4 protein-coding genes are annotated in these 13,128 nt (G+C 70.9%); all 4 read right to left on the bottom strand.

Annotated elements, in window-relative coordinates:
- Positions 1-3: 3 nt before the first annotated feature.
- Genes OG966_RS38105 through OG966_RS38090 form a run of 4 tightly spaced genes read right to left on the bottom strand, consistent with a single transcriptional unit; the run spans position 4 to position 13,069 of the window.
- A complete protein-coding gene (locus OG966_RS38105; RefSeq protein ID WP_326654681.1) occupies positions 4-588 on the bottom strand; it encodes a hypothetical protein in 585 nt (194 codons plus the stop codon).
- 1 nt (position 589) lies between these two features.
- Entirely contained in the window at positions 590-1,882 is a 1,293-nt protein-coding gene (locus OG966_RS38100) for a cytochrome P450 (RefSeq protein WP_326654679.1), read from the bottom strand.
- 17 nt (positions 1,883-1,899) lie between these two features.
- Positions 1,900-2,784, bottom strand: coding sequence for an alpha/beta fold hydrolase (locus OG966_RS38095; RefSeq protein ID WP_326654678.1), 885 nt, complete (start codon positions 2,782-2,784; stop codon positions 1,900-1,902).
- Positions 2,777-13,069: an amino acid adenylation domain-containing protein gene (locus OG966_RS38090; protein ID WP_442806827.1), complete on the bottom strand. Its 10,293-nt coding sequence runs from the start codon at positions 13,067-13,069 to the stop codon at positions 2,777-2,779. The genes OG966_RS38095 and OG966_RS38090 overlap by 8 nt, the downstream gene beginning before the upstream one ends.
- Between the last annotated feature and the right edge of the window lie 59 nt (positions 13,070-13,128).

Here is a 13,128-nt window from a genome sequence, read left to right as displayed (position 1 = left end):
CGCTCAGGCCGCGGCGTCCTGCTCGCGGGCGGCCTCGCGCCTGGCGGCCCGCTGCGCGGCCAGCCGGACACGTACTTCGTCGAAGGTGGGGAGCTCGCGCGAGGTGCTCACCCAGCGGATCCCCTCCCATTCGAACGCGATGTCCCTCATGCGCCGCACGGCGTCGCGGTGCCCCTCGGAGGAGAGGAATCCGTTGAGCGCCTCCTCGTCCGTCCAGATCGACAGCGCGCGCCCGCTGTGCCAGTTCTGCTCCGACACGGCGAAGACGGCGCCCAGCAGACCCGGGCGCTTCCAGAGATCCTCGAGGAGAACCTCGTTGATCGCGGCGGCCACGGGCTCGCCCTCCGGCTTCGGCCAGCCGTTGGACTCGGCGACGATGTAGGTGTCGGGCAGCGGCCCGACCAGTCCGCCCGTCTCCGGGTCTATCGCCGGACCCAGCCAGCCGAGCACGACGTTCAGGTCGGACTCGTCACCGGAGGCGTACTCCTCCAGCGTGGTGGGCCGCACGCGCTCAGGCGCGGTCTCCTGGATCACGTCCTGCTGTACCGCTTCTTCCCGGGTCGCTTGTTCCTGGATCACTTCGGTCATGTCAATTCGCCTTTCGTCGGACAGGGAGTCGCACGTATTCGAGGATCAGCATCCGCAGCACCATCTGCCGCGGCTCGCCGTGCAGTTCGAGCGTCGGCAGAACCGGCAGCAGGGCACGGAACATGGCCTTGAGTTCCTCGCGGGCCAGGGAGGCGCCGATGCAGCGGTGGGCGCCGTTGCCGCCGAACGCGATGTGCCGGTTCGGCTTGCGGGTGATGTCGAAGGTGTACGGGTCATCGAAGACGGCCTCGTCACGGTTGGCCGCCGGGAAGAACAGGGCGACCGACTCCCCCTTGCGGATCTTCTGCCCGCGGATCTCGGTGTCCTTGACGCAGGTACGCACCAGGGTGATGGCGATCGACGTGTAGCGGATGATCTCGTCGACCGCGCTGTCGAGGAGCGCGGGGTCGTCGATCAGCTTCTGCAACTGGTCGGGGTGTTTCAGCAGGGCCTCGATGCCGCCGGTGATGGCGTTACGGGTCGTGCCGTTGCCCGCCTGGACCAGGTTGAAGAGCTGGTACGACATGTCGTGGAACTCGAGCGGCTTGTCCTGGACCGTGGCTCTGACCAGCCGGCTGAGTACGTCGGTGCCCTCGCCGCCACCCTCGGCCATGCGCGCGCGGACCAACTCGGAGAAGTACTGGTCCAGGTGGCCCATGGCGCGCATGAAGCGCTGCATGGCCTCCTCGCCGTTCTCGTCCGCGTAGTCCTTGTGGAAGGCGGAGGCGGTGTCCTTGTGCGAGGCGAACAGCTCGTCCCAGTCCTCCTCGGGCACGCCGAGCAGCTCGAAGATGGCGGCCAGCGGGAGGCGGCCGGCCAGCCCGTGCGCCACGTCCGCCGTGCCGTTCTCGTCCAGGAGTTTCACGAACTCCTCGACGTACCGGGTGGAGAGCTCGAAGAAGCGCTCCTGCCTGGCCGCCGTGGCCTTGGGCGTGAAGCACGGGTACATGGCCTGCCGGACCTGGTTGTGCACCGGAGCGTCCATGAGCCCGAGCCCCGCAGGATGGTCGGGTGCGTGACCGTAGAGAGCGGAGCGGCGCTCACGCTCCATCTCCCACGGCTCGATCTCGTCGGGGGTCTCCACACCGATGCGCTGCTGGTGGGAGAAGAATTCCGTGTTGCGCGAGACGAAACTGATGTCTTCGTGCCGGGTCACCAGCCAGAACGGCTCGTACCCGGGCTGCTGGTACCAGTGGACCGGCGACTCCTTGCTGAGCCGGTCGAAATCCCCCCACGGAAACCCCGTGTCGTACAGATGATCACTGGTGACGTCGATCGTGGCGACTGAATTCATGACGGGCACGTCGTCCTTTACTTCGGGGTGTTCTCGTTGAGGAATCCGACAATCGTCCCGACCGTCTGCGCGCGCTTTTCGGCGGAGTCGAATCCCGCGTCGACAAGGCGCGCCGAAGGCGCCTGCGCGGCAATGCGCTCGGCCATGCCCTCGGGCTGCCGTCCGCCCTTTCCTGGGAGCACGAGCAGCGGCACCGGGAATTCACTCACGGTCTCCTCCGGTACGGAGAAGTACGGGGATCCGGCAGGGAAAAGACCGTCACGGAACCGCACAAGGAGGGTGATGTACTTCTCGCGCCGCAGCGCCAGGATCTCCTTGTGGAATTCGGTGTCGTCGCTCAGCCGCTGCGCGAACGGGCCGGCTGCCGGGTTGGTGGCGAAGTTCCCGTCCTGCGCGGCCGCCGCGAACACGGCGGCGAGTCCCTCGGTCTCCGCGTCGTCGAAGGACGCCGCGCGCGGCAGCCGCATCGCCTCGTCGAACAGCGAGAAGAAGTCCGCGAACGCGTTGGTTCCCTCCTCCCGGCCGACCGGCTCCTGGCACACCACCGAGCGGATGCGCTCGGGCGCCTCGGCCACCAGCCGCCAGGCGTGGGCGCAGCCGATCCCGGCGGCCACGACATGTGCCTGCTGCGCGCCGACCTCGTCGAGCACGGCCAGTTGGTCGGCTGCGGCCTGCTCGTACGAGAAGGGGGTGGCCGGCGCCTTGCTGCGTCCGCCGTGTCGCTGGTCCATGGCGATCACCTGAAAGTGCTCGGCCAGCTCCCGCACCGGGTGGTAGAAATTCTCGTCCCAGGCGTCGATCCGGCTGAGCGCGTCGCCGGGCGCCAGCAGCAGGACCGGCTCCCCCGAGCCGCTCACCTCGTAGTGGATATGTGCACCGTCCGGCCGCACAATGTCAGGCATTGTTCTCTCCTTGGTTCTTCGGAATGGCCTGCAGCAGTTCCGCGGCCATAGCCTCGTGGTTGTCGATGGGAGCCGCGTGGGTACCGGCGATGGTCCGGTGCACGAAGTCTCCGTGGGTGTATTCCTGCCAGCCCCGTACGGTCTCTTCCGGCAGTACGGGATCGTCGGAGGCGGCCACGGCGTGAATGGAGAATCGGAGCGGATCCCTGGCGTCGGCGTCGAGAGACGCACGGTGGTTCAGGCCCAGTACGGTGTCGTCGCGCAGCGCCGCTCCGTATGCGGTGAGCAGTTCCTCGCTGGAGAGAATGCTGTCGGGAAGAATTCCCGCGAGCGCCGCCGCCAGGTCCGGGACGGACATCGTCTCCAGCGTGTCGGCCAGCTCCCCCATCCGCCGCATACCGGGCGGCGGCGGGGTGCGGGGCGGCAGGCCGCAGGCCGGCACCAGTGTGAGCGGCGGGCAGTCCGCCCGGTCGGCGAGTGCGTGCGCGAGTTCCCAGGCCAGCCAGGAGCCCTGGCTGTGCCCGTACAGCACCGTGGGTACGGCGTCGAGGCCGGTGAGTTCGGCGACGATGCCGTCGATCACGGCGCGCATGTCGGTCGCCGCGGGCTCGGCGAAGCGGTCCTCCCGGCCCGGCATCCGGACACCCAGCAGCTCGACGCCGTCGGGAAGGAACCGGATGAGCGGTACATGGGCTGCGGTGGTCCCGCCGGCTCCTGCGACACAGACGATCCGCGCGGACGGCTGCTGGGCCGGTTTCAGGATTCGCAGCCAGCGCCCCGGCCCCGTGTCGTGGCTCGGGCCCTCCGTCGAACCGGGCAAGGCGGCGGCGACGATGGCGCGGCCGAGGCCCGCGCAGCCGGCGTCGCCCAGGATGAGCTGGGCCGGCACCTGCTGTCCGGTGAGCCGGGCGATACGGCTGCGCAGGCCGACCGCCATCAGGGAGTCCATGCCGAGCTGCGGGAGCGGCTGGTCGTCCATGACACTGCCGACAGGCAGGCCGAGCACCGGCGCGACCTCGGACTTGATCAGATCGAGGACCAGGCCGAGCCGCTCCTGCTCGCCGAGGGACAGCAGCCGCGCCCGGAAGGAGGAGTCCTGCTGCGGTCCCTGGCCGGGCGGGTCGGCGGACTGTGCAGCCTGGCGCTCGAGCCACTCGGTCAGCAGCGGCATCAACTCGGCGACGCCTGCCCGCAGATGATCGGGCGCATCGAGGAGTTCGGCGACGCGGGCCGGCTCGCCCGTGTTCACGGCGTCCCAGAACGCCTGGCCCTGGGGGGTCGCGGGGCTGCCGCCGATGAGGGACGACGGCTTCCAGTGGTGTTCGCGCTGGAAGGCGTAGGTGGGCAGCGGGACGAGCCCGGTGCCGGCAGTGGCGGGAAGGATCCGGTCCCAGTCGAGTTCGTGTCCGTGCGTGTGGAGCAGCCCCGCATTGTGCAGCAGCTGTTCCATGCCTCCCCGGTCACGGGCGAGGGAACCGACAACAACACCACCACGGTCCGCACCGGCATCGGTCAGCGGCATCGACAGCACCGGATGCGCGGAAATCTCGACGAACACCGTGTGCCCGTCATCCAGCAGACCCTCCAGCGCACGGTCGAACCGCACCGGCTCCCGCAGATTCCGGCACCAGTACCCCCCGTCCAGCTCCCGGCCCCCGGCAACCCGCCCACTCACCGTCGAATAGAACGCAATATCCGTCTCCCCCGGCACCAGCCCCGCAAAGCCCTCCGCCAGCCCCGGCAACAGCGGATCCATCTGCGCATTGTGAGACGCATAATCCACATTGATCAGACGCGCAAACACACCCGACCCCTGCAACTCCCCCACCAGAGCCGCCAGCTCCACCGCCCGACCCGACACCACCGTCGACCCCGCCGTATTCACCGCAGCCACCGACAACGCATCCCCATACGGAGCCAGAAACCCCTCCACCTCCAACAACGGACGCCCCACCAACGCCATCCCGCCCTGTCCCGCACAGGACAACACCGCACGAGAACGCAACGCCACCACCCGCGCACCCTGCTCCAGCGACAGCGCACCACTCACCACCGCCGCAACCACCTCACCCTGCGAATGACCCACCACCGCAGCAGGCTCCACCCCCAAAGAACGCCACACCGCAGACAACGCCACACCCATCGCAAACAACGCAGGCTGCACCACATCAACCCGGTCGAACGGCGGATGACCACCCTCCACCCCAGCCAGCACATCCCGCACCGACCAGCCCGTGAACGGCCTCAACGCCGCATCACACTCATCCACCACCGACGCAAACACACCACCCCCCGCCAACAACTCACGACCCATCCCCACCCACTGCGAACCCTGACCCGGATACACAAACACCACCCGGCCCCGACGCCCCGCAACCCCCTCCACCACACCCGCATGCGGCACACCCTCAGCCACCGCCCGCAGCCCCTCCACCAACCCAGCCACCGAGTCGGCAGTGACACTCGCCCGCTGCTCGAAATGCGTCCGATGACGAGCCGCCGTCACCGCCACACCCGCCAACGGCACACCCGCATGCCCCTCCAGCCAGGACGCCCAACGACCGGCCTGCTCCCGCAACGCCCCCACATCCCGACCCGACACCACCACCGGCACCACAGCGGGCCCATCAAGGGCAGAGGAGATTTCGGGCTCCCAGCGCGGCGGCTCCTCCAGCACGACGTGCGCATTGGTACCGCCGAGGCCGAAGGACGACACACCCGCCCGGCGGGGGCCCTGCTCCGCTTCCCACTGCTTGGACTGGGTGTTGACGTAGAAGAGGCCCGGGTCGAGTCCCATCTCGGGGTTGGGGCTCTCGAAGTTGAGGCTCGGCACCATTTCGCCGTGGTGCAGGCACAGCGCCGCCTTGATGAGGCCGGCGACTCCCGCGGTGGCGTCGGTGTGGCCGATATTTGTCTTCACCGAACCGATCGCGCAGGGCTCGGACCGGTCCGCGGTGGCGAACACCTGCTGGAGCGCCTGGATCTCGATGGGGTCGCCCAGCGCGGTGCCGGTGCCGTGCGCCTCCACGTATCCGATGGTGTCGGCGCTCACGCGCGCTTCCTGGTGCGCGGCGGCGACGACGCGGGCCTGGCCCTCCACGCTGGGTGCGGTGAACCCGACTTTGCTCGATCCGTCGTTGTTGATGGCGCTGCCGCGGATCACGGCGTAGATGCGGTCGCCCGCCGCGAGCGCGTCGGACAGCCGGCGCAGCGCCACGACGGCGACGCCGTTGGCCAGGACCGTGCCCGCGCCCTTCTCGTCGAAGGCGCGGCACTTGCCGTCCGGGGAGAAGACCAGTCCCGCCTGGTGGAAGTAGCCCAGATCCAGCGGGACGGTGAGCGAGGAGCCGCCGGCCAGGGCGATGTCGCACTCGCCGCGCAGCAGGCTCTCGCGGGCCAGGTGGGTGGCGACCAGGCTGGTCGAGCAGGCCGTCTGGACCGTCAGGGCCGGGCCACGGAGGTTGAGTTTGTGGGCCACGCGGGTGGCGAGGAAGTCGTTCTTGGTGCCGACCATGGTGCGGTAGAAGTCGGACATCTCGACGGCTTCTTCGCTGCTGCGGTAGCCGGACTGGCCCGAGCCGGCGAAGACTCCGATGCTGCCGGTGAAGGTGGAGGGCAGGACGCCGGAGTGCTCCAGCGCCTGCCAGGAGCATTCGAGGAAGAGCCGGTGCTGCGGGTCCATGATCTCGGCCTCGGCCGGTGAGCAGTCGAAGAAGCCGGCGTCGAACAGGTCGGCGCCCGCCACCACACCCTTGGCCGGTACGTAGTCGGGGTCGTCCAGGATCCGGTCGCCGATGCCCGCGGCGCGCTGCTCGTCCTCGGAGAAGTGGGTGATCGACTCGATGCCGTTGCGCAGGTTGTCCCAGTACGAGTCGATGTCGGGGGCGCCGGGGAGCCGGCAGGCCATGCCGACGATCGCCACCATGTCCTCGTCGGGGTGACGCCTGCGGGCCGTGGTCGCCTCGGTGAGCGGGGCGGGTGCCTCGTTGCGCAGGTGGGCGGCGAGCTGGCGCACGGTCGGGTGGCGGAAGAGGGCGGAGAGCGGGAACTCCCTGCCGAGGCCGGCGCAGATGAGCTTGTGCGCGTCGACGGCCGTCATCGAGTTGGCACCGAGGCCGAAGATGCCACGGTCCGGGTCGATGTCGCTGCGGCCGAGCACATCCGCCCAGGCGCGGATGACGATCGACTCGACGTCGTCGGCGCCGCTGCCACCGGTGGGCCGCGGGCGTGCCTGGACAGGTGCGGGCAGCCTCAGCAGGGCGCCGCGGTCGACCTTCTTGTTCGGGGTGTGCGGCAGCTCCTCCATACGGAACAACTGCTGCGGGACCATGGCGGACGGCAGGTGCTCGGCGACGTACTGCTGCAGGTCCTCCTCCAGCGCCGGGTATCGCGCGGCGGGCACCCAGTACAGGCACAGCCGGGGATCCGACGGCGTGTCCTCGCGGATCACGGCCGCGCATTCGGCCACGGCCGGGTGCTCGCCGGCCACGGCCTCGATCTCGCCCAGCTCGATCCGGTGGCCGCGGAGCTTGACCTGGGCGTCGACCCGCCCGCAGAACTCCAGGCTGCCGTCCGGTCGATGGCGCACCACGTCGCCGGTGCGGTACATCCGCGCGCCGGGCGTGCCGGCGAACGGGTCGGCGACGAAGCGTTCGGCGGTCAGCTCGGGGCGGTGCAGATATCCACGCGCCACCCCGAGGCCGCCGATGTGCAGTTCGCCGCGGGTGCCGCGTGGTACCCGCCGGCCCTGTGCGTCGAGGATGTACAGCACGTTGTTCAGCAGCGGCTCACCGAGGGCCACTTCGCCCGGCGCCGCGTTCCAGGCGGCCGACCACACGGTGGTCTCGGTGGGCCCGTACATGTTCATCAGCCCGTCGGGGCACAGCCTCAGCAGTTTGCGGGCCAGGCCGCGGTCGAGTGCTTCGCCGCCGACCAGCATCCGGTCCAGGCCTTGTACGAGCGCCCGTCCGTCGCTGTCCGCGAGCAGCATCCGCGCCAGCGACGGGGTGCACTGCAGATGCGTGGGCGCGTACGGCAGGTAGTCGGCCCACCGGGCGGGGCCGCCTTCGGCGATCACCACGCGGTAGCCGCGGGTGAGGGTCCACAGCAGTTCCAGGGTGGAGATGTCGAAGGACAGGCTGGTCACGGCGAGCCAGGTGTCGCCGACACCGCCGCCGACCCGCTCGTCCATGGCCGCGCAGAAGTTGGCGAACTGCGCGTGCTCGAGCTGTACACCCTTCGGCTTGCCGGTCGAGCCGGACGTGTAGATCACATAGGCCAGGTCGGACAGGGCCGCGGTGGCGGCCCGGCCGTCCCCCGGCGCGTCGTGAGCCGTCTGCGGGAGGGCGTCGGCGAGCAGGATCCGGATTCGGTCGTCGGCGATGTCCGCCGATCCCGCCCCGGTCGAGACGATCATGTCGAGGCCGCTGTCCTCGATCATGTGATCCAGCCGGGCCTTGGGGTAGGACGGGTCCATGGGCACGTAGGCGCCGCCGGCCAGCCAGGTGGCCAGCACGGCCACCACCAGCTCGGTGGAGCGCGGCAGATGGATGCCGACCAGGGAGTCGGCACCGACTCCGGCGGACCGCAGATGTGCGGCCATACCCCAGGCCCGCCGGGTGAGCTCCTGGTAGGTGAGCTGCCCCTCGTCGTCGACCAGGGCCGTGGCGTCCGGGGTCCGGTGGGCCTGCTGGAGAATCCGGTTGATCGCGGTGTCGGAGGTGACCTCGGGCGCGCTGTGGCCGCCCTGTTCGGTGAGCCAGGAGAGCTCCGCGTCGTCGAGGACGTCCAGTTCGCTGAGGGGGCGCCGGCCGTCCCGTACGACGGAGTCGAGCAGGGTGCGGAAGCCGGTCACCAGCCGCTGTGCGGAGGCCTGGTCCAGGACGTCCGGCCGGAACTCCAGTTCGCCCCGAAGGCCTTCGCCGTCCGGGGCGATCGTCAGCCCGATGTCGGACTTGGCGAGGCCGCGCGGCCCGCCTCCCACGGCCGCTCCGGGAAGATAGGTCCAGGCCTCCGTTCCTTCGCCGAGTGCGGGCATGGCGGTGGCGCGGTAGTTGAACACGGCGCTGAACAGCGGGTTGTCCCCGCCGGCCCGTTCGCCGCCCACGGCCTTCACGATCTCGGTCAGGGGGACGTCCTGGTGTTCGAGCAGGCCCATCACACGGGGTGCGGTCGTGGTGAGCAGCTCGTGGAAGGCCGGGTCGCCGCGCAGGTCGCAGCGCAGCGGCAGGGTGCTGACGAGGAATCCGTGCAGGCCTTCCACGCCGGGCAGCTGACGGTTGGCCCACACGGTGCCGAGTCCGAAGTCGTAGGAGCCGGTGGTGCGGGCCAGGAGGACCGCGAAGGCGCTGGCGTAGACGGTGTAGGGGGTGACGCCGGTGCGGGCGGCCAGTTCTTCCAGGTCCCCCCGCAGCTGGGCGGGGAGGGTGAAGCCGACAGTGCACCCGGTGTTCTCCGCGCCGCTGTCGGCGGCCTGGCCGTCGTCGGCGTCGGAGCGCGTCGGCAGGTCCAGGCGGCCCATGCCTTCGAGCTGCGAGGTGTAGAAGCCCAGGGAGGACGCGAAGTGGCCCTCCTGGAGAGCGCGCTGTTCCCAGGCCGCGTAGTCGCCCAGTTGGAAGGCCACGTCGGTGGCCTGCAGGTCACGGCCGGCGAGCAGCGCGCCGTAGGTGTCGAAGAGTTCGCGGGTGAACAGGGACAGCGACCAGCCGTCGGTGACGGCATGGTGCAGGAAGAGGCCGATCAGTGATCCGCCGTCGTGGGTGTCGGCGAGGACACAGCGCAGCAGACCGGGCCCGCTCAGGTCGAAGGGGACACGTTCCTCGTGCCGGACGCGTGCGTCGAGCTCCGCCTCGCCGAGACCGGACAGATCCTCGTGGACGAACGGCAGCGGGTAGCTGTCCCGTACCACCTGGACGAGCTGTCCGTCGCGCTCCTCCAGGCCGGTGCGCAGGGCTTCGTGACGGTCCATCACCCGGCGCAGGGCCTGGGACAGGACGTCCGGGTCGATCCGTCGCTCGGTGCGCAGGACCAGCGGGGTGTTGTACTCCGCGCTGCCCGGCTGCATCTTCTCCAGGAACCACAGCCGGCGCTGCCCCTGTGTCGCCGGGTGGACCTCGCGCTGCCCTGACCGCTCGAGCGGCGGGGCGGCCGGCGCCTGGGGCATGTCCCCGAGGACATGTTGCAGCAGGTAGGCGGCCACGTCATCGGGGGTGGGGTGGGCGAAGGCGAGGTTGGTGGGCAGGGCGGTGCCGGTCAGCTCGGACAGCCGGTTGCGCAGTTGCAACGCCATGATGGAGTCCAGGCCCAGTTCCTGGAGCCGCTTGTCGGCCGGCACGGGCGCGGTGGTGCCGAGAACGGCGGCGGCCTCCTCCGACACGACGGCGGTCAGGGCGTCGTGGCGCACAGCTTCCTCGAGGCCGCTCAGGCGGGTGCGCAGCGCGTCGGGGCCGGCCGCGGCGGACACCGGCTGCCGCTGCTTGCGCAGCAGGGCCTCGCGCGCGTCGGCGTCCAGGGCGCGGAAGGAGGCGAAGTCGCTCCAGTAGGAGGTGCGCTGGAAGGCGTAGGTGGGCAGGGGGACGACGGCGCCGCGGGGGGCGGAGCCGAGGATGCGCGACCAGTCGGCCGCGTACCCCTGGGCATGCAGGGCGCCCAGGGAAGAAAGCATCTGGGCGGTGGAGTCCGCGTCGCGGCGCACGCTGCCCACGACCGCGCCGTGCGACCGGGCGGTGGCGCCGGTCAGCGGCATCCCCAGCACCGGATGCGGGCTCACCTCGACGAACACGTCGTATCCGTCGGCGACCAGCTGATCGAGCGCCCGGTCCATGCGGACGGTCTGACGGGCGTTGCGGCACCAGTACTCGGCGTCGAGGGCGCTGCCTTCGAGGACGCCCCCGGTCACCGTCGAGTAGAAGGGGATCGTGCCCGGCGCCGTACTCAGACCGGTCAGCTGCTCGCGCAGCCGCGGCAGCATGGGGTCGATGTGCGCGCTGTGCCCGGCGGTGTCCGACTTGACGCGCCGGCAGAACACGTCGCGGCCCGCCAGCTCGGCCAGCAGCTGCTCCACGGCCGCCACGTCTCCCGAGACCACCGTGGACGCCGCGGTGTTGACGACAGCGACGGACAGGGCGTCGCCGTACGGGGCGATCAGCTCCTCCACCTCGCCCACCGGCATCTCCACCAGGGCCATCGCGCCCCGGCCGCTGCACTCGTCGAACTGGCCCTTGGAGCGCAGTGCGGTCAGCCGAGCACCGTCCTTCAGCGTCAGGGCCCCGGCCACCACTGCGGCGGGCACCTCTCCTTGGCTGGAGCCCACCACGGCGGCGGGCTCGACACCCAGCGATCGCCACAGCGCGGCCAGGCCGATCATCACCGCGAACAGGGCGGGCTGGAGTACGTCGATCCGGTCCAGCGGCGGCAGGCCCTCGTCCTGCGGCTCGGCCAGCAGGGCCATGACCGACCATCCGGTCCAGGGCTCCAGGGCCTCGTCGCATTCCTGGACGGCAGCCCGGAACACCTCGCTCTCGGCGAGCAGGGCGCGGCCCATGCCCAGCCACTGCGATCCCTGGCCGGGGAAGACGAACACGGTCCTGCCGCGCTCGCGCGCCGTGCCGGTGACCACCAGGGGGTGCGCGCGGCCCTCGGCGAGCGCCGCCAGGGCCGCTGCGGCCTCCCGAGCGCTGCCCGCGAGGACCGAGGCGCGTGCCTGCAGGTGGGTGCGGTGCATCGCCGCGGTGCGCAGCGTGTCCTGCCACGGTATGTCGTCATGCTCGGCCAGCCAGCCGGCCCACCGATCGGCCTGTGCACGCAGCGCCTGCTGGTCGTGGCCCGACAGCAGCAGCGGGTAGGCTGCCGCGGCGACGCCCGGCTGCGGGGCGGTCGGCGCGGCGGGCTGCCGCGCCGTGTCCGCCGCGGGAGCGGGGGCCTCTTCGAGTATCACGTGCGCGTTGGTGCCGCTGATGCCGAACGAGGAGACGCCGGCCCTGCGCACCCGCTCGCCGCGGTGCCACGGCCGGGACTCCTGGAGAAGCCGGATGTTGCAGGCGGTCCAGTCGATGTGCGGGCTGGGCTCGTCCGCGTGCAGGGTCTTGGGCAGCCTCTCGTGCTGGAGCGCCAGGACCATCTTCATCACGCCGGCGACCCCGGCGGCCGCCTGGGTGTGTCCGATGTTCGACTTCGACGAGCCCAGCCACAGCGGCCGGTCGGCATCGCGGCCGGGGCCGAAAACCTCCGCCAGGGCGCCCGCCTCGATGGGGTCGCCGAGCGGAGTGCCGGTGCCGTGCGCGTCGACGGCGTCGATGTCGGCAGGAGTGAGCCGGCAGGCCGCCAGCGCGTCGCGGATGACGCGCTGCTGCGCGGGCCCGTTGGGGGCGGTCAGCCCCTGGCTGCGGCCGTCCTGGTTGACCGCGGAGCCACGGACGACCGCCAGGACACGGTCGCCGTCGCGCTGCGCCGCCGCCAGGGGCTTGAGGACGAGGATGCCCACGCCCTCGGACCAGATCGCCCCGTCGGCGCCTGCCGAGAAGCTCTTGCACCGCCCGTCGGGGGCCATCGCCCCGAGCCTGGAGGACTCGACGAACATGGCGGGTGAGGCCATCACGGTGACCCCGCCGGCCAGCGCCAGGTCGCACTCACCGGCACGCAGCGCGGCCACCGCGGAGTGGATGGCCACCAGCGAGGAGGAGCAGGCGGTGTCCAGGGTCACCGCCGGGCCCTGGAGTCCCAGGACGTAGGAGAGCCGGCCGGACACCACGCTGCTCTGGATGCCGGTGCCCTGGTAGCCGTCGAAGCTCTCCAGCGGGGCGTTGCCCGTGTCGTAGTCGGAGCGCATGGCCCCCAGGTAGACGCCGGTACGGCTGCCGCTGAGGGTGTCGGGCCGGATCCCGGCGCGTTCCAGCGCCTCCCACGACGTCTCCAGTACGAGGCGCTGCTGCGGCTCCATGGAGATCGCCTCGCGGGGCGAGATGCCGAAGAAGTCGGCGTCGAACTCGTCGAGGCGGTCGAGGAAGCCGCCCTCACGGGCGTAGCTCTTGCCGATGGCCGCCGGGTCGGGGTCGTACAGGTCGAGTCCGTCCCAGCGGGACGGCAGCGGGCCGATGGCATCGCCCGCGGTGTCCAGCAGCCGCCAGTACTCCTCGGGGGTGCTCACCGCGCCGGGCAGCCGGCAGGCCATGGCGACGATCGCCACCGGCTCGTACTTCTGCATCTCCAGCTCGGCGTTGCGCTGCTGGAGTTGGAGGACGGCGGCCATGGCTCGCCGAAGCCGGTCCTCGTTCGCCTGGGAGTTCATCTCCGCCATCCGTCTCGTCCTGTAGTGACACTGAGCAAAGGGGGGGTGCGCGACGTCGG

The organism is Streptomyces sp. NBC_01750, assembly GCF_035918095.1.
Classification (GTDB): Bacteria; Actinomycetota; Actinomycetes; order Streptomycetales; family Streptomycetaceae; genus Streptomyces.
The sequence above is the reverse complement of the archived record's forward strand: the minus strand, read 5'-3'. Positions and strand labels throughout refer to the sequence as shown.

Coding starts and splice junctions, on each gene's coding strand:
- OG966_RS38090 (WP_442806827.1), bottom strand. CDS start 13,069: ATGAACTCCCAGGCGAACGAGGACCGGCTTCGGCGAGCCATGGCCGCC.
- OG966_RS38100 (WP_326654679.1), bottom strand. CDS start 1,882: ATGAATTCAGTCGCCACGATCGACGTCACCAGTGATCATCTGTACGAC.
- OG966_RS38095 (WP_326654678.1), bottom strand. CDS start 2,784: ATGCCTGACATTGTGCGGCCGGACGGTGCACATATCCACTACGAGGTG.
- OG966_RS38105 (WP_326654681.1), bottom strand. CDS start 588: ATGACCGAAGTGATCCAGGAACAAGCGACCCGGGAAGAAGCGGTACAG.